The sequence below is a fragment of the Bradyrhizobium sp. CCGUVB23 genome (genome assembly GCF_024199885.1).
GTDB lineage: Bacteria > Pseudomonadota > Alphaproteobacteria > Rhizobiales > Xanthobacteraceae > Bradyrhizobium.
This window is the reverse complement of sequence record NZ_JANADQ010000001.1, coordinates 7,804,888-7,824,147: the sequence shown is the minus strand read 5'-3', so window position 1 is coordinate 7,824,147 and position 19,260 is coordinate 7,804,888. Positions and strand designations below refer to the sequence as shown.

At 63.3% G+C, this 19,260-nt stretch carries 17 protein-coding genes; 7 read left to right on the top strand and 10 right to left on the bottom strand.

What is annotated here, in order from left to right; genetic code table 11:
• A complete protein-coding gene (locus NLN62_RS36420) occupies positions 1-885 on the bottom strand; it encodes an N-acetylmuramic acid 6-phosphate etherase (RefSeq protein WP_254111991.1) in 885 nt (294 codons plus the stop codon).
• 153 nt (positions 886-1,038) lie between these two features.
• Here NLN62_RS36420 and NLN62_RS36415 point away from each other — a divergent pair, with 153 nt between their 5' ends.
• Genes NLN62_RS36415 through NLN62_RS36395 form a run of 5 tightly spaced genes read left to right on the top strand, consistent with a single transcriptional unit; the run spans position 1,039 to position 5,968 of the window.
• Complete coding sequence (locus tag NLN62_RS36415) at positions 1,039-1,917, top strand: BadF/BadG/BcrA/BcrD ATPase family protein (RefSeq protein ID WP_254111990.1); 879 nt, start codon at positions 1,039-1,041, stop codon at positions 1,915-1,917.
• Entirely contained in the window at positions 1,908-2,663 is a 756-nt protein-coding gene (locus NLN62_RS36410) for a GntR family transcriptional regulator (protein WP_254111989.1), read from the top strand. Before NLN62_RS36415 ends, NLN62_RS36410 begins: the two co-directional genes overlap by 10 nt.
• On the top strand, positions 2,660-3,685 hold the full coding sequence (locus tag NLN62_RS36405) for an SIS domain-containing protein (protein ID WP_254111988.1): 1,026 nt from the start codon (positions 2,660-2,662) through the stop codon (positions 3,683-3,685). Before NLN62_RS36410 ends, NLN62_RS36405 begins: the two co-directional genes overlap by 4 nt.
• Positions 3,685-4,824 carry an N-acetylglucosamine-6-phosphate deacetylase gene (nagA, locus tag NLN62_RS36400; RefSeq protein ID WP_254111987.1) on the top strand — a complete coding sequence of 380 codons (1,140 nt, stop codon included), beginning with the start codon at positions 3,685-3,687 and terminating at the stop codon, positions 4,822-4,824. Before NLN62_RS36405 ends, nagA begins: the two co-directional genes overlap by 1 nt.
• Before the next feature lie 46 nt (positions 4,825-4,870).
• Positions 4,871-5,968: a Gfo/Idh/MocA family protein gene (locus NLN62_RS36395; RefSeq protein WP_254111986.1), complete on the top strand. Its 1,098-nt coding sequence runs from the start codon at positions 4,871-4,873 to the stop codon at positions 5,966-5,968.
• 229 nt (positions 5,969-6,197) lie between these two features.
• Here NLN62_RS36395 and NLN62_RS36390 read toward each other — a convergent pair whose 3' ends face one another.
• Complete coding sequence (locus NLN62_RS36390) at positions 6,198-7,679, bottom strand: porin (RefSeq protein WP_027524145.1); 1,482 nt, start codon at positions 7,677-7,679, stop codon at positions 6,198-6,200.
• 556 nt (positions 7,680-8,235) lie between these two features.
• Here NLN62_RS36390 and NLN62_RS36385 point away from each other — a divergent pair.
• A complete protein-coding gene (locus NLN62_RS36385; protein ID WP_027524144.1) occupies positions 8,236-8,715 on the top strand; it encodes a MarR family winged helix-turn-helix transcriptional regulator in 480 nt (159 codons plus the stop codon).
• 103 nt (positions 8,716-8,818) lie between these two features.
• Here the strand turns inward: NLN62_RS36385 and NLN62_RS36380 are convergent, their stop codons facing one another.
• From NLN62_RS36380 to NLN62_RS36355, 6 genes are all read right to left on the bottom strand, one after another.
• A complete protein-coding gene (locus tag NLN62_RS36380) occupies positions 8,819-9,880 on the bottom strand; it encodes a S9 family peptidase (RefSeq protein WP_254111985.1) in 1,062 nt (353 codons plus the stop codon).
• Positions 9,881-10,450: 570 nt separating this feature from the next.
• A complete protein-coding gene (locus tag NLN62_RS36375) occupies positions 10,451-12,808 on the bottom strand; it encodes a TIM-barrel domain-containing protein (RefSeq protein WP_254111984.1) in 2,358 nt (785 codons plus the stop codon).
• A gap of 51 nt (positions 12,809-12,859) precedes the next feature.
• The gene (locus NLN62_RS36370; protein WP_027524140.1) at positions 12,860-13,933 is read right to left on the bottom strand and encodes an ABC transporter ATP-binding protein; all 1,074 of its coding nucleotides are present in this window, start codon (positions 13,931-13,933) and stop codon (positions 12,860-12,862) included.
• Between the two features lie 16 nt (positions 13,934-13,949).
• Complete coding sequence (locus NLN62_RS36365; RefSeq protein WP_027524139.1) at positions 13,950-14,999, bottom strand: carbohydrate ABC transporter permease; 1,050 nt, start codon at positions 14,997-14,999, stop codon at positions 13,950-13,952.
• Complete coding sequence (locus NLN62_RS36360; RefSeq protein WP_371933063.1) at positions 14,996-16,045, bottom strand: carbohydrate ABC transporter permease; 1,050 nt, start codon at positions 16,043-16,045, stop codon at positions 14,996-14,998. The genes NLN62_RS36365 and NLN62_RS36360 overlap by 4 nt, the downstream gene beginning before the upstream one ends.
• 19 nt (positions 16,046-16,064) lie before the next feature.
• Positions 16,065-17,363, bottom strand: coding sequence for an ABC transporter substrate-binding protein (locus NLN62_RS36355; protein ID WP_027524137.1), 1,299 nt, complete (start codon positions 17,361-17,363; stop codon positions 16,065-16,067).
• A 109-nt stretch (positions 17,364-17,472) separates the two neighbouring features.
• Here NLN62_RS36355 and NLN62_RS36350 point away from each other — a divergent pair, with 109 nt between their 5' ends.
• Positions 17,473-18,465, top strand: a complete 993-nt coding sequence (locus tag NLN62_RS36350) for a LacI family DNA-binding transcriptional regulator (RefSeq protein ID WP_035662906.1) — start codon at positions 17,473-17,475, stop codon at positions 18,463-18,465.
• A gap of 288 nt (positions 18,466-18,753) precedes the next feature.
• On the opposite strand, the gene NLN62_RS36345 is transcribed toward NLN62_RS36350, so the two are convergent.
• Together NLN62_RS36345 and NLN62_RS36340 are read right to left on the bottom strand one after the other, a co-directional pair.
• Positions 18,754-18,996 (bottom strand): hypothetical protein, encoded by a 243-nt coding sequence (locus tag NLN62_RS36345; protein ID WP_035662904.1) that lies wholly within the window; start codon positions 18,994-18,996, stop codon positions 18,754-18,756.
• Positions 18,993-19,223 carry a hypothetical protein gene (locus NLN62_RS36340; protein ID WP_371933062.1) on the bottom strand — a complete coding sequence of 77 codons (231 nt, stop codon included), beginning with the start codon at positions 19,221-19,223 and terminating at the stop codon, positions 18,993-18,995. The genes NLN62_RS36345 and NLN62_RS36340 overlap by 4 nt, the downstream gene beginning before the upstream one ends.
• Between the last annotated feature and the right edge of the window lie 37 nt (positions 19,224-19,260).

Here is a 19,260-nt window from a genome sequence, read left to right as displayed (position 1 = left end):
CTACGCTCCCTTGTTCGGGCCTTCGCCCGTGATCCCGTTGACGCTTGCGCGGCGCAACGCGTCGTCTATCCGGCCTTCCGCAGCAGCCAGCCACGTGACCGCTTCGCTCATGCTGACGATACCGCAGGCAACCAGGATTGCCGGCTTGACCTCACCGCCGGCCTCGCGCAGCGCCGCTTCCGCTTTGGCATCGCTGACGCCGGCGATTGTTGCGACGATCCCGCGCGCCCGCTCGCGCAATTTCGCATTATCGGCCTTCAGATTGACCATCAGGCCCTGATGGATGTGACCAAGCTCGAATCCCATCAATGATGAGAGCATGCCGAGCGCGGCCTTTTGCGCAGCTCCGGCCGCGAGCCGGGTCGAGCCGCGCAGCGCCTCCTCCCCGCTCTCGAGCAGGATCGACGCGTCGGCACCGACGAGCAAGGGCGAACCTTGACGATGCGCAATGCCAATCACGAAAGCGCCGCGACGGCGCGCCTCTGCGGCGGCCGCGACCGTGAACGGCGTCGAGCCGCTCGCCGATACGACGATCACGGCATCACGAGAGAGGTCACCGAGCCCGGTCATAGCCCGCTCGCCGGCTGCGGCATCGTCCTCCGCGGCCCCATCGATGCGGAACGGCTCGGTTGTCCCGCCGGGCAGGACAATTGCGATGCGGCTTTCATCGAGGCCGAACGTGCCAGGAAGCTCGGCTGCATCTTCGGCCGCTGCAAGACCGGAGGAGCCTGCGCCCGCGTAGACCAGGCGCCCGCCTGCTCGCCAGATCGCAGCAAGGCGAAGCGCGGCGGCGCGGATGTCGGCGGAGGCAGCTGCGACTGAAGCAATCGCTCGGCGATACGATGCGAGCATCGCCTCCGCAAACATCGCCTCATTGACAATCACGACACCGTCCGTGCCGCGCCACCTCTCCCCGTCCGTCTCCAAGTTCGGCAGTACCGACATCGTGAATACCAATGGTAGATACCTCTTGTATTTGTTTTAGCCATATGACATACCACTTGTCTAGAGGCGTTAAGAAATTTTTTAGGAGGCTCCTTGGCGACGGCCCAGTTCTTCCTCGGTGTGGACGGCGGCGCGACGCGTTGCCGCGCGAGACTGCGGGATTCGTCTGGCCGCGAGCTCGGGCGCGGCCTCGGGCCGGCTTCGAACATCTATCTCGATTTCGACGAGGCCATGCGGGTCGTTCGTGAAACGATCGAGTCCGCGATCGCCGACGGCGCGCCAAGGCAGGAAATCGCAGTCGGCCTTAGCCTTGCGGGGCTTTCGGACGACAAGGAAGCGGAGCGTGTCTCCGCTGCCCTGCCCGGCTTTGCGCGCATCGTCGCAGTCAATGATGCTGTCGCCGCCTGCGTCGGTGCCAATGGCCTCGGCGACGGCGGCCTGATCATCGCGGGCACGGGCTCGGCAGGCATCGCTCGCGTGGGAGCTCGAACGACCATCATCGGCGGGCGCGGTTTCTGGCTCGGCGACGACGGATCTGCCGCACGCCTCGGCGAGTCGGCGTTGCGCGCGACGCTGCGTGCGATCGATGGCCTCGAGCCGATGAGCGGACTCTCGCAGGCGCTCGGGCGCCATTTCGATTACGATCCATTGCGGATGAGCCGCTGGGCAGCGGACGCGAGGCCCAGAGACTACGGCGCCTTCGCACCCCAGATCCTGGACGTCGCCAGGTCCGGAGATATGCGCGCGCGCGAAATTGTCGGCGAAGCAGCCAGCGCGATCGCCGCGCTTGCGAACGCGCTGAATGCGCTTGGCGCCGAGCGCATAGCGCTCGCTGGCGGCTTCGGTGAGCCCTTGCGTCCCTTCCTGCCGCCTGACGTGGCCAAGCGCCTCGCCCCGCCGCGGCGCGATGCGGTCGACGGCGCAATCCTGCTCGCCGGCGGAACGCTCGCGGAGGACGCAGCATGTCCATGACGGTCGAAACCGCACCGGGTCAGAAGCTCTATCGTGCCGTGGTCGACGCGCTTCGGCGCGAGATTGAGACCGGACGCTTCGCGGAGACGCAATTGCTTCCGGCCGAGCGCGTATTGTGCGAACTGCTCGACGTATCGCGCACCACGCTGCGCAAGGCGATTGCCGATCTGATCGCCGAAGGCGTGCTGTTTCATCGCCATGGCGCCGGGACCTTCATCCATCGCGCAACACCGCGCGTCGAACAGCCCTCGTCGCGCCTGACGAGTTTCACGGAAGACATGCGGCTGCGCGGATTGGAGGCGAGTTCGCGCGAGCTTGAGCGCGGCGTGTTCCTGCCGACGCCGGAAGAGGCCATGATGCTTGGCGTACGGCCGAACGAACGCGTGTTCCGGCTCGGCCGCCTGCGCCTGGCCGACGGTTCGCCCATGGCGATCGAACGCGCCGCCGTGCCGATACGCTATCTGCCTGAACAGGATTCGGTCGGCGGCTCGCTCTACGAGGCGCTCTCCGCGCGAGGCTTCAGGCCCACCCGGGGCCTGCAGCGCTTGCGTGCGACCCTCGTCGATCATGTGGATGCGGAACTGCTTGGCGTCGCAGCGGACAGCCCGGCGCTCTATATCCAGCGCATCGCCTACCTTGCCGACGGATCCTGCGTCGAGTTCACGAAATCCTGGTACCGCGCCGACGCCTATGATTTCGTCTCCGAACTCACGCTGTCGCCACCGACCCGAAAGGCGCACCGATGACGACCCACATGCTTCAGGAGATCGGCGAGGCAGGCGAAGCGGTCGCGCGCCAGCTTGGCCAGAATGCGGAGCGGCTCGCTGAACTTGGGGCGCGCCTGCGCGCCCTCGATCCGCCACTCGTCGCAACCATCGCCCGCGGCTCATCGGATTGCTGCGCGCTCTATCTGAAATACCTCGTCGAGATTGTTTCGGGGGTGCCTTGTGCCTCTATCGGCCCCTCCATCGCGACGCTTTATCGTACGCCGATGCGGCTCGAAGGCGGCGTTTCCGTCGCGATCTCGCAATCGGGACGCAGCCCGGACATCGTCGAAATGCAGCGCGCCACTCGGCGTGGCGGTGCACTGGCGGTCGCACTGGTCAACGACGTGACCTCACCGCTCGCGCGAGAGGCCGAAGTGCTTCTGCCGCTGTGTGCCGGCACGGAACGTTCCGTCGCTGCGACCAAATCGATGGTTGCAGGTCTCGTCGCGGGCGCGAGCCTCGTCGCGGCCTGGCGCGAGGATCGGCAGCTCGCAGACGCCCTCACCGGCCTGCCGGACGTCCTGCGCGGGCAAGCGGCGCCGCCGCCCGCGACGATGCTGGAGAGACTCGCAAATGCCCGCAGCGGCTTCGTGCTCGGCCGTGGCGCGACGCTTGCGATCGCCGCGGAGGCGGCGCTGAAGCTCAAGGAGACCTGCGCGATTCACGCCGAGGCCTACTCCGCGGCGGAGGTACTGCACGGCCCGGCCGAACTTGTGGCCTCGGGCTTTCCCGTCATTGCCTTCCTGCCGTCCGACGCGGCGCGCGAAGGCATGCTGCCGACACTCACGGCCCTGACCAATGCCGGCGCGACGGTGATCACGATCGAGGCGGGCGGCGCTGACGAGGCCGATCGTCTCGCGACGGCAAAAGTCGAGGCGACGCTGCTGGAGCCCATCGTCATGATCCACCGCTTCTACCGCCTTGCCGAGGCGCTTGCGCTCCGGCTCGGGCGTGATCCCGACCGCCCGCGCAACCTGCGCAAGGTGACGGAGACTGTTTGATGACCATACTATCCGGCGCGCGAATTTTTGATGGCGAGCGTTTTCTCGACGACCACGCTGTCGTCGTCGAAGGCGGGCGCATCGCGGCAATCGTCCCTCACTCCGAGAGACCTCACGGCGCCGCGCACGATCTCGGCGGCGGCCTGCTCGCGCCCGGCTATATCGATGTGCAGGTCAATGGCGGTGGGGGCGTTCTTTTCAACGAGGATCCAACGCCCGAGGGCATCGCCCGTATCGCCGACGCGCATCGCAACCACGGGACCGTCGGGCTGCTGCCGACGCTGATAACCGACGCGCCGCAAGTGACGACCACCGCCATTGCCGCCGCGTGCGAGGCGTGGCGTCTGACGCCGGCGTCGCTCGGCATCCATCTGGAAGGGCCGTTCCTGGATCCGCGCCGCAAGGGCGCGCATGAGCTGAGGTACATCCGCAACCTCGGGCCCGACGACGTCGCGACGATCGTCGGAGCGAATTGCGGCTCGGTCATGCTGACGCTCGCGCCCAATCGGGTCGGGGTGGATAGCATCGCCGAACTTGCCCGTCATGGCGTGCTCGTCTCGCTCGGCCACTCCGATGCGACCTACAAAGAGGCGCGCGCCGCGGTCGAAGCCGGCGCGCGCGCGTTCACCCATCTGTTCAATGCGATGAGTGCGCCGGCCGTTCGCGAGGCGGGCATGGTCGGTGCCGCGCTCGATCTTGACGAGCCGTTCGTCGGCATCATCGCCGACGGCCATCACGTGCATGAGGCGAACCTGCGCATCGCGCTTGCCGCCAAGCGTCGCGATCGTTTCATGCTCATTACCGACGCGATGCCGCCGGCGGCCGGTGGTCCCGATCAATTCGATCTGCTGGGCCGCCGCGTGACAAACGTTGATGGTTGCCTGCGGCTCGACGATGACACGCTCGCCGGCTCGGTGCTGACCATGGACGAGGCAGTGCGTTATGCCGTCAACGTCCTGAGGCTCGATCTCGCCGATGCACTCACGATGGCCTCGCGCGTCCCGGCGACGTTTCTGCGGCGCGAGACCGAGCTCGGGCGCATCGCGCCCGGATATCTGGCGAGCCTCGTGCATCTCGACGACGATTTGCGCGTGCACGAAACCTGGATCGAGGGCCGACCGACTGCCAACGGCGCCTAGTGCAGATCTGGCGGGCGTTGTTTCGATTGAAGGACGCGATTGAGCCATGTCTTCTTCATCTTCGTCGACAGCGCAGCCCCTCCGCGTTCTCGTGGTTGGCCTCGGCACCATGGGAACCAGCCACGCCCGCGCCTACCGGGCGATCGAAGGCTTCGAACTCGCTGGCCTCTGCACGTCTCGCGCGGCCGATCGCCAAGACCTCGAGGCCGAGTTTCCCGGCCTGCCGCGTTTCGAACGATACGACGAGGCACTCGCGACGCTGCGTCCTGACGCCGTCGCGATTTGCACCTACACCGAGCATCACGCCGCCATGGCGCTAAGGGCATTCGCGGCAGGCGCGCACGTGTTCTGCGAAAAGCCGCTGGCCGACACGCTGGAAGACGCAAAGCGCGTCGTCGACGCGGCGCGCGCGAGCGCAAAGGCCCTCCTGATCGGCTATATCCTGCGCGTCCATCCGTCGTGGTCGCGCTTCGTCGAGATCGGCCGGACGCTCGGAAAGCCACTCGTGATGCGCATGAATCTCAACCAGCAATCGGCCGGCTCGTTCTGGGAGGTTCACAAGAAGCTCATGCTGTCGACCTCGCCGATCGTCGATTGCGGCGTGCATTATGTCGACATCATGTGCCAGGTGGCGCGCTCGCGGCCGGTCGCGGTGCACGCAGTCGGGGCGCGACTCACGGACGAGATCGCGCCTGGCATGTACAACTACGGCCATCTTCATATCATGTTCGAAGACGGATCGGTTGGCTGGTACGAGGTTGGCTGGGGACCGATGATGAGCGAGACCGCTCATTTCGTGAAGGACATCATCGGGCCGAACGGCAGCGTGTCGATCGTTGCAAAGGAAAGCACGGACGCGACTGCGCGTTCGGCGGACCATGACACCCATACGCGCACCAACGCGATTCGCATCCATCACGCGGCCCTGAACTCGGAACGCGACTTCGCGAAGCCCGATGAACTCCTCTCCACCGAAGACGAACCCGGTCATCAGGAGCTCTGCGAGCGCGAGCAGCAGCTGTTTCTGAAGGCGATCCGCGGCGAGATCGATCTGTCCGAGCATCACGAGGCCGCGATCAACTCGCTGAGCATCGTCTTTGCCGCCGACGCCAGCGTTCGAAGCGGCGAAGTCGTACACCTGTAGCGACTGATTTTCGGATGCACTCGTGGCACGCAATGCCTGGCCCGGCAGGGAGCAGGACACGATCAGAGCATTGAACACCCGTAGTGAGCTCGTCGATGTCCTCTCGCGGCCAACGAAGCGGGACGGCTTTGACCTGTGTGTGCAAACGCCATCGCTACGCCGCAACGTCCGCAAAGAAAAACCCCGGCGGTTGCCCGCCGGGGTTCTCTGATCGGTCGAAAGATCGATCTTAGAAGTTGCGCTGAGCGCGGAGGAGCATGCTGACCGAGCTTTGGTCCTTCAGCTCATACACGCCTGCCGGCTTGGCAGCGGCAGCAACGCCCGGGCTCGCGATGGTGCCCGAGTACTTCTGGTCCAGATGCGACCAGTTGACGTCCGCCGTGAAGGCCAGGTTCTTGACCGGGGTCCACACGGTGTTGACACCGATCACAGCGAAGTTGAAGTCGGGGTTGCAGGTACCGACGAGGCCGAGCAACGTAACAGCGTTGGCGCAGATCGCGGTCTTGCCACCGTCACCGTACCGCACGGAGCCGTAGCCACCGTAGATGCCGCTCGCCACGTTCGGGGTCCAGTTGTGGGTATAACCACCGCGGAAGCCCCAGGTCTTCACAGACTCGATCGACGAGCCGGTGGTGAAGACACCATCAGCAATGCCGGCGATTCCGACGCTCTGGTACGCGCCGATGCCGCTGCCGCTGTACATGAAGAAGGTCTGCGGGAACAGGCTCTGGAAGTTGTAGCGAGACGCGCCATCCGTGTAGACGGCCTGCAGGTTGATGCTGTCGCCAGGTCCGGTCGGGATGTTCTTGATCGACAACGCACCCTGGATCGCCCAGCCCCACTTGTCAGCCGGGTGACCGGTGAGTTCCGTGGCGCCGTAGTAGGCGGGATGCATGTCATGAGCGGCAACCGAGATCTGGGCCAGACCCCAGGCCTGGTCGACACGGATCGCACCAACGATGTCGGGAGAACGCGTTCCACCCCAATCGTTGGTGCCATAGATGCCCTGAACCATGTTGGCAGCCGTCGCACCCGACAGATTCCAGAGGTTCGAATTGCCGCCTGCCGACGTGGTGATGTCCTGCAACGCGATCGAGCCGGTGATGCCCTGGCCGAAGTCAGCCGTGTAAGCGACCTGGTTCACGCCGGTGACGTGGTTGGAACCGCCCGGAATGGTGTCGGGACCGCCAGCCGGATAGCTCTGCCACGGAGCGTCGAACACCGAGACCGTGCGGCCGAAGGTGAAGCCAGCGAACTGGATGAACGCGTGGTAGAGGCCGAGCGAGGCCGAACCGTCCGCGGCGCCCTGCGCCGAGCCGTTGCTGCCGCTCACGGTGTTGCTGGTCCAGGTGAAGACCATATCGGCGTAGGTGCGAACCACGCCATACTCGGTCGCCGTGCGGGTATCGACGGTCAGGTCCATACGAGCGCGGCTGTACCAGTAGTTGGTCAGACGGTTGTTCGAACCCTGGTTCGCGCCTTGCTGGAAGGAATAGTCGCCTGCGCCAACCGAGGTATCCGCACGGACGTAGCCGCCGAACTTGATGCAGGTATCAGTGCCCGGCATGTAGTAGAAGCCTGCGCCGTACAGCGAGCAGATCTTCACGTATTCGACCGCCTTGGCCTTCACGGGGAGATCGGCTGCCTGTGCTCCGCCAACGGCGATCAGAGCCGCCGCCGAGCCAAGCATAAGGCTCTTCGTCAATTTCATTTGATTAACCTCCAAGTTGGTGTTGGGCGACTTGGACGCGATCGACGATCGCGGCCTCCGGCCCTCAATTCCCCATTCGTCCGCACCCGGGTTCCGGCTGCGGAAACGACTTCAAGGTGCCCCCCTCCGTCGCTAGGTTCGATATAATTTAACAAAACAATCATCTCAATTGATTGTTTTAATCAATCGATGGTTCGCGACGACCTGTTGCATGAGCGCAACACCACCAAATTCGAGGGGTTTTGGTCACATTTCGCGTCGAATAACAGCAAAAAACCCTCGGGGGGCATCCCGAGGGTTTCCTTGGAGGTTTAGCGAGTGGCGTTTCAGAACCCTTTGTTGAAAGAGTTTGAGCTGCTCCTAAACACTAGAGATGATTATTTTAATTAATTGATATTTGCAAGCCCATATTTGAGCCGATGCTTGCCGCCGTTTGGTTGCAAAAGTTGAGTATATTGCCTCGGTGGATAACGAATATCTGAGAGCAAAATCATTTGAGATAACCGTAAAGTAGCTAAAAGGCCCCTGGTGCCTTCAACCTCGCCGGAACTCAAAAATGATCGAGAAAAACCTCGACCGAGCAATCAAGGATTTCATTTGGAATGTGGTCGAGATCCACTCCCAATTGGAGGAGATCCATAAGAGCTGGGCCGAGCTCCTCGGCATCACAGAACCGCAATGGCTGATTCTGATGGCCATTGAAGAGTTGGATGAGGGGCAAGGCGTGGCTGGAATCGATGTTGCGGGCAAGTTGCGGATTCACCCGGCATTCGTCACCAATCAGACGAAGAGTCTCGAGAAGAGCGGATTGTTGTCGCGAGTGACTCGTGCGGACGACGCGCGTTATGTCTTGATGTCTCTTACAGCCAAGGCACAAGCGGAAATTGCGAAGCTCGCCAAGAGGAAACTTGCTCTAAACTCGACAATGTTCAACGAGTTCGACGAGAAAACCTTGGCAGACATCAACGCCGCGCTGGCGACGATTGCGAAGAATGCGCGGCTGGCATCCCGCCTGCTGGCGATAGATATCTCCTGAACCTTCAGCAGCTTGTTGACTGGCGCATAGGTAAGGGCCCCAAACTCGAACGAGCCACAGAGCGGACATCTTTGGACTTGATCTGCTTGCCGCTGGCAGCCTGCTACAAGTAATTTATCGGTTCAAATTGCCGATGCGGTCCGAGTTTTCGCTCAAGCCAATCGAGAACGAAATCGTCCTTCGTGACGAAATTTTCAAGCTCCCCCGAGCCCCGAGATATTGCAATGGAGCAATCCACTCCGGCAAGCTTGCAGTCGGCTTGCAGTTCAAGAGCATCCTGCTGGTCGACCATCGCCCGACCACCGGCTACAATCAGGACCGGACAGCGCATTCGCTGCACCAGTTGTAGACTAGACGTCCGCGCGCGGTCGGTGGCCGGGTCCCAGATTCCAGTCATCCAGCCCACGTTCGCTCGATGTCGGACCGCTGTCCAAAGTCCGCCGTCACAAACAGCCGCAACTATCCTGCGGTCGGTTGCAGCGATGCGCGACGCATGACTGGCGGCCATTCTCTCACCGCTGACAGCAATTCGGTCGGCATCGACATCCGATCGACTTTCCAAATAGTTCACCCAACTCGCCAAGAAGGCTTCAGGCCCGAACAGACGATGCCTTGATGCATCGTCTCCTCGAACAACCAAGATCGACAAATTGCGCCCCTCAGCCGCAGGCAGAAGCCGGCTCAAGCTCGTATCGACGGACGATTCTTCGTCGCTAATGCAAATGACCACGGGCGCAGGCCGTGCGCGACACGCGGGGGGCAGAAAGCACCCGGCAAGCCGCACTTGATCAAAAGGCTCAATCTCTACCCGCTCCACGCGACGAGGCTCACAGGCCTCGAAACTCCTGAGACTAGCCTCCATCCGGTCCTCAAGCGCGATGCTCGATGAACTCCCTGGATCAGCGAGCTCTCTTGCCACCTCAAAAGCTGTCAGGGCGCAAAACCAGGATTCACTGGATGACGTTTGCAACTTTTTCCTGATGGCGAACTCAGCCGAATCCCGATAGCGATCACCAACCGTCATCCAGTTGTGAATCCAGCGGTCGCGATCTCCAGGAGCCGCAACCAACAAATTGTCAAGAAATGCCGCTGCAGCGTGCCGCACATCTGCAAGGTTGGCGCTGGCGTTCGTCATAGATGCCTGCGGCCACCAATCGCCGTCCATGTCCCCCTCCGAAGGCCTGCTCTCCAACTCCCATAGGCACCCCTCCTTGGTTTTCGCCCGACCGTCCCCTCAACGCGTCCCTTGTCCATATCGCGAGCAGGCGAACTTGCCTGCACGAGACGCCGGCAAGACGCGCAATCACGATTGTCGGGAATACGACTTAACGAAGATTAGATTTTTGATCAGCTCGGTCAACCCTTGTCGGCGAACATAAATGCAGGCAACGATGACCAAGATTGTGTGATCGTTTCATTTGGTTTCCGAAGCCTGGACCAAAGCCCCGCCATGAATCGTGGCGACACAAGCTTCATCCAGGACTGCATCAACCCTTCGGCATTCTCCAACGTGGCCCCAAGGAACTGCATGCCCATCTCGGGCTTTTCTTGCAAGAGCAGGCGGTATTCTTACGGGAAAAGCTTGCTGAACTCCGCATTCCCTTTGTGGCCGGCATCGGCGGGCAAGCCGACGCGGCCTGGCGCAGCCCCCTCTCAGGTGGCGGCAACCGCATTGGTGCATGCCGTCACGCGACCATGCGTGACGCGTCATGTAAGCTTTCGCGTCTGCTGCGCGCTATCCAGTCGCCCCGAGCTCAAGTGTGACAGGTCCTTCGATCGTGCCGAAGGTCAGGGGCCCCGCCACTCCGACCGGCCTCACATGCAAACGGTTGAATGCCGGGCGGAAGCCGCCTTGCGCCCTTGCCGTCAATTCCAGGCCGGCAGCCTTCCGGCACAATTGGAAGGACAGAAGCAGAGCATCTGTGCGCCAGGCCGCCATGTCGCCGTCGTCCTCATAGAGATCGGCAGTGGCATGCGACGCCGGTGAGCCGAAGACCATGAGCGACCGCTCGCCCGGATTGCCGGCCAAATCGATATCAACGACCGGAATCATGGCTCCAGCACGGACGAACACAGGCAGGCGTCCAAGGGGCGCGGCGACCTGCACAGTCTCACCATCTGAGAAATGCCGGCCATCGTGCCAGTCGTACCAGCCACCTTCATGGGCAGGTAGCTGGACGCGGCGATCGGAAGCGCCCTCCTCGAGCACGGGCGCGACGAGCAGATCGGGGCCGACCATGAAGGCGTCCTCGACTTCCCTCACCGCCGCATCATCAGGGAAATCCCAGAACAGCGGGCGCACCACGGGCTCATGGTCGCGGCTGGCGCGCCACATCTGCGTGTAAAGGTAGGGCAGCAGCCGGTGCCGCATCCCGATCACCGCTCGCACCTGCGGCAGCACGGATGCGTGCATCCAGGGCAGAGTGACCGAACCGTCGTCGTTCCACGAGTTCATGATCATGCGCGGCCAGAATGCGCAGAACTCGACGAAGCGGCACAGCAACTCCGGGCTTGGCCTCGGGCCATGAAAGCCGCCGACATCGTGGCCGATGTTGAAAAGCCCGGACAGACTCATGTTGAGGCCCTGGGTGAGATTGAAGCGCAGCGTCTTCCAGGCGGTCTCGTTGTCTCCCGACCAGGTCTGGCCATAGCGCGCAAGTCCCGCCGGCCCGCCGCGGGTGATGACATAGGGCCGCCGCGAGGAGGATCGATCCGCCTGTGCCTCGAAGGATAGCTTCGTCATCAGCAACGCCTGTGCCGGACGCGCCAGCACCTGGGCGAAGGGGCGACCATCGCCGGCACAGACCGCGTCCTCATCCCAGATCTCGAACTCATTGTTGTCGTTCCACATGGAAACGACGCCATGATCGAGCAGCGCATGCTCGATGCCCGCGCGCCACCACCGGCGTCCGTCGGGATTGGTGAAGTCGACGTGAAAGCCGACGCCGTCCCAAAACTGCGCGACGGCCGGGGCTTTCGTCGCCCCGTCCTTCACCAGAATGCCGGCGTCGATGGCCTCGGTGAGCCGCGGATGATCGTCGAGCAGACACGGCTTGATGTTGGTCACCGGCTGCATGCCGGCTTCGACCAGCCGCGCCATGGTCGCCGATGGATCGGGAAACTTGTCGTGATTCCAATTGAATACGTAGCGCCGCCCGCCGATCGAGGTATAGCCGGAGCCGAAATGGAAGCTGTCGCAACGGATGGCGTGGCGGCTGCAGTCGGCGATGAAGTCCATGACCCGCCGGTCGGCGTCGGGCGCATCCGCGATCGCCATCGACGTGACACCGAACCCGAGCGACCAGCGCGGCGCAAAGGCCTGGCCCCCCGTGAGCCAGGAGAAACGACGCACGACCTCGCGCACACCGGGCCCCGAGAGCACGTAGAAGTCGAGGTCGCCATCATCGGCGCGATAAGACCGGAACGTGCCGTGATAGTTATCGATCGTGCAGCCGAGATCGACAGATCCGGTGGCGAGATTGTCGTAGAAAATGCCGTGAGCGCCTTGCGGCCCGTCGACGATGACGAACGGCAGCATCTTGTAGAGGGGATCGCTCAGCTCGGCATCGAACCCGCAAGGGTCTACGGCGTCGATGGCAAAGCGCCGTCCTGTGCGATCGAGCGGTCCGGCTTTGTCGCCGAGGCCGTAATGGCGCTCGTCCGGATGACGCGCCATCATGTGCGCGATGGCCGGCGTTTTGTTGGAGACGAAATAGGCCTGCGTCGGCCGGTCGCGCAGAAATGGCTCGACCTCGCCGTCTCGCCGCCAGGCAACGCCGAACGGGCGAAGCGTGACCTCGGCCGTCAGCCCCTCAGCGGCAATGGTGACGGTGCCCTCGCCCATTGAGACCGTCACCGCGGGATTGATGAAGCCCGACAGATCGTCGCGGTCGCGCCCGCCATACGGCGGCTCGATGCCGCCAGGTGCCAGCGACCAGCCACGATCAAACCGAAAGCCGCCAGCACGCCGAAGCGTCACCCGGCCGAGATCGCGCTCAAGGATGCGCACCGCGACGGTGGCCCCCTGCCCGACGTCGAACATTGCGGCTCCGCCCTCGCAACCGCGATAGCGGCCCTCAACCAGGGCTTTCATATCTCAGCACTCCATCATTGACATTGCTCTATCGTCGCCTGCCCTCAGGATTCAGCGGCCGGGCCGCACGGCAGCCCCTTCGGCGTCGAACAGGTGAAGGTGGGCCGGCTCGAAACGAACCGGGAGAGCCTCGCCGCGCCCCCGCAGCGCCTGACCGTTCTGGCGCACCGTGATCTGCGGCAAGCCGGGCGCGCTGCCATAGAAATACGTGTCGCCGCCGAGCTGTTCGACGAGGTCGATGGTGAGTGCGAGATCGGCGCCCTCCGCGGCAAGCGCGATATGCTCGGGACGTACGCCGAGCGTCGCCGATGCGCCCGCGGCGAGTGAGCCCGTCGTTACCTTGATCGGTTCACTGGCCTCACTGAGGCGTACCAGCCCCGGCGACACCACCTGCACCGGCAACAGATTCATGCGCGGCGAGCCGATGAAGCCCGCGACAAAGAGATTGTCCGGCCGATTGTACAGGTCGAGCGGCGTACCAACCTGCTCGATGCGGCCGCCGCGCAGCACGACGATGCGGTCTGCCATGGTCATCGCCTCGACCTGATCATGGGTGACGTAGATCATGGTGCCGCCGATCTCCGCATGCAGCGCCGCGAGCTCCTTGCGGGTGGCAACGCGCAGTTCGGCATCAAGGTTGGACAACGGCTCGTCGAGCAGGAATATCTTGGGATCGCGGACGATCGCGCGACCGATCGCCACGCGCTGCCGCTGGCCGCCCGACAGCGCCTTCGGCTTGCGCTCGACATACTCGGTGAGGCGCAGCATCGCGGCCGCGCGCCGAACCCGGGCGTCGATCTCGCTACGCGCAAGACCCATGTTCTCGAGCGCGAAGGCCATGTTCTTGTAGACGCTCATGTGCGGATAGAGCGCATAGGACTGGAATACCATAGCGAGCCCCCGGTCGGACGCTGGCACGCGCGTGACGTCGAGGCCATCGATCGCAATCTCGCCGTCGGTCACCTCCTCGAGCCCGGCGATGATGCGCAGCAAGGTCGACTTTCCGCAGCCGGACGGGCCGACGAAGACGATGAATTCGCCGTCCGCGATCGCAAGATCGACGCCGTGGATCACGGCGATCGTCCCGTAGGCCTTGCGGACGCCCTTGAGAGTCAGGCCAGCCATGAAGACATCCCCGCCATCATTTCATCCCCGTATTGGCTATTCCGGTGGCGATGAAGCGTTGCAGAAACACGAAGACAAGAGCCACCGGGATCAGCGACACCACAGTCATCGCCAGGAGATAATTCCACTGGGTCTGCAGCTCGCCCTGGAAGGCGTTGAGACCGATCTGCAGCGTGAAGGATTCGGACTTGGTGAGCACCGCGAGCGGCCACAGAAACTCATTCCATCGCCACATGATGGAGAAGATGGCGAGCACTGCCAGAGCCGGCGCCGCCAGCGGCATGACGATCCGCCAGTAGATTTGCCACTCGCTTGCCTTGTCCATGCGGGCCGCCTCGATGAGGTCGCGCGGCAGCGTCAGCATGTATTGCCGTAACAGAAAGACGCCTGTGGGCGTCGCGGCGCCCGGAAGAATGACCGCCCAGAGCGAATTGACGAGACCGAGTTTCGTGACGACGAGATAGACCGGCACGAGAATGATGGTGATCGGGATCATGAGCGTGCCGATCACCATCAGCATGGCAACGGTCTTGCCTCTGAATTCGTAGATGGAGAGAGCATAGGCTGCCATCGAATTGATAAGCAGTGTGATCAGAGTTGCGATCGTCGTGACGAACACCGAGTTCCACAGATAGCGCGTGAAGGCGAATTTCTGGAGCGGCTCGGTGTAATTCGCGGTCACGAAACTCAAGTGCCGAACCGGCGCGAGCTTGGCGGTTGGCACGCGATATTGCTGTTTAGGATCGGCCGGATCGATCATCTGGGCGATCAGCCCGATGCGCCGAACTTGCGCTAGCTCGCGACGCTCGCCATTGTCGAGGGTGGCTGCAAAAAGCGGCAGCGGCTGCGGAAAGCCCTGCACCCTGACCTCCTGCTGGGACAGCGGCAGCAGCGAGGGCGGAAATTCCAGGAGGCTTGCCTGGGTCTTGAACGAGGACAGGACCAGCCATACGACAGGTCCGAACATTAGCACGACGCCAAGCCCGAGATAGGCGTAAGCGGCGATGTCGGTCCAATGCCAGCGCCCGCTCCGACGGCGGGCGCGCAGGAGCTGAATTGGCTTCATGAGGCGCTCCGGGTGCGAGACAGCTGCGCCAGCGTGAGCAGAAACAGCACCACGCCGAGCACGATCGACGCCGCCGCGGCGAGGCCGAAATTCTGCACCTGGCTCGCAAATGCCGTCTCGTAGATGTACTGCACGATCATCAGGGTTGCGGTACCCGGTCCGCCGCCGGTCAGCACGAACACCTCATCGAACGTCTGCACGCCGCGGATCAGCGCCAGCACGATCACCACGATGAGGTTCGGCCAGAGCAGCGGCAGCGTGATCCGCCAGAACACGCGCCAACGCGGCGTCGCGTCCATCTGGGCCGCTTCGTAGAGATCGGCTGGAATGGCCTGCAACCCCGCAAGCAGGATGAGGGTGTAAAAGCCCATATGCGCCCAGACCGAGACGAACACTGACCAGAACATCGCCCAGCCCGGGTCGACGAAGAACAGGATCTTCTGCCCGCCGATCGTGGTGAGCCCGGCGTTCAGCAGGCCGTCGCGCTGCAGGATCCATTTCCAGACCAGCGCAACCACGACCGGCGACAGCAGCACCGGAAAGAAATATACCGCGCGAAAGAAGCCGCGGCCGCGGATCCGCATGTTCAGGACCAGCGCGGTGACGAGCGAAAACGCCACCATGGATACGAGCTGGAACATGGTGAAACGCAGCGTATTGGCAACGCCGCGCCAGAAATGATCGACCCGGCACGAAGCTGGATCGAGGAAGGAGCCGCAATCGAACAGATAGGCGTACTGATCGGTTCCGACATAGGGTCGCTGCGAAGGAAACAGCGACTCCCCACCGGTGAACGAAAACACCAGATCGATCGCAAGCGGGACGAACACGAACAGCGAGAAGAAAACGAGGTTCGGCAGCAGAAAGACATAGGCCATCCGCCGCTCGCCGATGAGCCGCTGCAACAGGCGCATCGGACGGTCAACGAGGCGCAGCAGGGTCCCAAGCACTGCACCGAGCGCTGTCTCGCCCGCGCGCCGCAAACGCGCCAGCAGCGGGACGGTCGGCGCGGCCTGCGGTTCAATGCCGGTTGGCAAATCAGTCATGCCGTGATGCGTCCGGCGCCTATTTCTTGTTGCGCTCGGCGAGCTGCTGCTCGATGTCGCCCGAGATGCGCTTGTAGGCCTCATCGAGAGTAACCTCGCCGGCGACGGCCTGGCCAAGCCGGCTGATCACCGCATTGAGGATGACGCGGCTCGCCGGATAACCCTGCAGCCGGTTGGCCGCTGGCGCGAGCTGGTTGACGCTGTCGCTGAAGACCTTGAGCGCCGCATTCGCAACCGGCGACGCATCCTTGTAGTCGAGGCCTTTGCGGGCGAGACCGAGATGGCCCGGCACGAACAGGGAGCGGGCATAGAACTCGGCGACGACCTCCTCGCTCGCGAGGTAATCGAGCACGCGCGCCACTTCTTCGGGGTGCTTGGTCGACTTGATGCCGACCAGCGCCGCGCCGCCCGGCATACCGGAGCAGTTCGCCGGCCCACATGGCGTCGGCACCGCAACCCAGTCAAACGCTGTTCCGATCGTCTTGTCGAACTGGCTGATCTGCCAGGAGCCCGATTCGTACATGACGACCTGGGCGTTCTTGAATTCCTCGTTGGCGCCACGGTAGGTCGCCCCCGCAACCGAGCCCCATAGCTCCTTCGACATCACGCCAGTGTTGTGCCAGTCGTAGATCAGCTTGGCCGCGCGCTTGAACCCGTCGTCAACGACCGCCGGCTGACCATTGCCATCGAACACGGCGGCGCCTTCCGAAATCGCCAATCCGAAAAAGCGGTGGCCGGAACGGTCGAACGCGATCGGAAACGGCGCCTGGACCTTGTCCGCCACCTCCTTTGTCGCCTTGCCCCAGTCCTCCCAGGACGCTTTCGGACCCGGCATTGCGACGCCCGCCTGCTCGAACAGCGTCTTGTTGACGAAAGGACCGGTCACGGTCAGTTGGGTCATGAAGCCCGGGATTGAAGACGTGTCGCCCGGCACCCGCATCCACTGCAGGAAGGGACCGTAGTTCGCCTCCCAGTAATCGGCGTTCTTCAAGTAGGGGCGCAGGTCGAGCATATAGCGGGCAAGACCGCCCATGTCGCCCACGCGGGCGATGTCAGGTCCCTGCCCCGAAGCCAGTTGCACCGGCAGATTCTCGTTGATGGCCTTGAACGGCACCTGGTCCAGAACGACGTGAATGTCCCGGTTCTTGTCCTCGAAGCGGCGGAGGAGATCGGCCATTACCTCGCCTTCGTTGCCGTCCGAGTACCAGGTCATCCGAAGGACTGTCTGGGCCTCGGCGGGGCGAACGCCCGAACCGCCCGCCAGGAGGCAGGCCGCCAGCACGGAGGTGCTGATAGCGCGTCGGGTCATTGTCCTCATTTGCGTCCTCCGGCGATACTTTGATTGTTAGAGGCAGTTTGGCAAACGTTTGCCTAAGCTGTCAATCGCTGTATTCTCTCTGTTCAGCGGATCACACCCGAGCCGAACAATGACGAGCAAGCAACGCTCCGCCCCCGCCTCACTCGCGACAGTCGCCGCGGCTGCCGGGGTTTCGATCGCCACCGTCTCGCGCATCGTCAACGGCGAAACGCGCCGGGCCTCGGCCGAGACCATCGAGCGCGTCCGCAAGGCCATCGCCGTCGTGGGCTACCACCCCAACCACGCTGGCCGAACGTTGCGGCGGCGCGAAAGCCGCCTCGTCGCGATGCTCGCCCCCAACCTGGACAATCCCGTGATGGCCGCCATCGCTGCTTCGACCGAAGCCGCCTTGCGCGCCGCCGGTTATGTGATGATCCTCTGCGACACGCACGATCGGCCCGATCTGCAGGACGAATATCTCAACGCCATGCGTTCGCAGGTGGTGCGCGGCTACATCATGGTCGCCAGTGTGCCGAGCGCAGTGCTGAAGGATTTCGTTGCTGATGGCGCGCCAATGGTCTTCGTCAACCGCCGCCCGCCGTTCGGGCGCGGTGCCTTCGTTGGCATCGACAACATCAAGGCGGGCGCTGAGGCCGCCGACATGCTGTGGTCCGCGGGACTGCGGCGCTGCGGCGTGCTGGCGCCCGCCCAGGGATCATCCGTTACGCGGGATCGCCTCAAGGGGTTCTGCAACCGCATGCGCGCGCTCGGCGTCACAGAAATCCCGAAGGCCGAGGCGGCCGGCCGTTCTCACCTCGAGATCGGCTATGAGGCCGCCCGGCAGCTCGCCGCGCGAGATGGCTGGCTCGAGGGACTGATGTGCGTCAGCGACCAGATCGCCTACGGCGCCTATCGCCTTGCTCGCGAGAGCGGCATCCTGGTTCCGGAGCGCTGCAGGCTCGTCGGCATCGATGGCAACCCACTCAACCGCTGGATTGCGCCGTGGCTGCGATCGATCGAGGTGAAATACGAGGATTTTGGCCAACCGATCGTCGAGCTACTCGACCACGTCTGGCACGGCAGGGGCCACGCGGAGCGGATCATGCCGCACGGCGAGGCGTAACAAGGTCTCATCTCCTGATCCGTTCGTCGCACGATGCGCTGCAGTTGAAACGGCTGCTGTCTCGATCGGCCTAAGGCTGACAATCCGGCACGAAAAGACTTGCGCGCGAGTCGCACCGATCCGCGGCTGGAGCGCGCGATCGGCGTGGTGTATCGGCCCGAGACGGAATTCTTGAGCCACTATTTTCGAGGCCGTGCTGCCTGAGCAGTACGACGCCTTGGTCTGGTTTGAAGAGACGAGCGCAGTCACGCCGCTAGCCGTCGGCTCGTCGCGTGGCGCTGCGGACACCTATCCGTTCGGATTCTGACTGGCGCTCGGGGCCTGATCGCGAAGCTGCGTCACACGATCAGGCATTTGCGAGACGGGTTCGAACTTGGCGATGCGCTGGTCCAGACGCCACAGTTCGATGGGATAGAAGCTCACCAGCGCCTGGGCCTGGCGCTTGGCTTCCTCCTCGCCGTCGCAGACGAGATTGATGCAGCCGAAGACATGGCCGTCAGGATCGATCTGGAATGCCCGGTAGTGCTTCATGATCTGCCTTCTCCTTGCCAGCGCTTGCGGACAGCCGGGGCGGTCAACCAATCGGTCAGATTGGAAGCCACTTCGTCCTGCTTCGCACGGCGCAGCAACATCTCTCGCTCCTTGCCGGCCGGAAGACGGCGGGCATGTTGGCGCGCCAGTTCGGCTGAGATCTGCAAACGCTCCTGAAGCGAATGCGTCTGTTTGGTACGGTTGCGTTTGGTGGTCATCTTCTGCATTCACGAACGATCTGGATGGAAGGGAATCGGCCCCAGC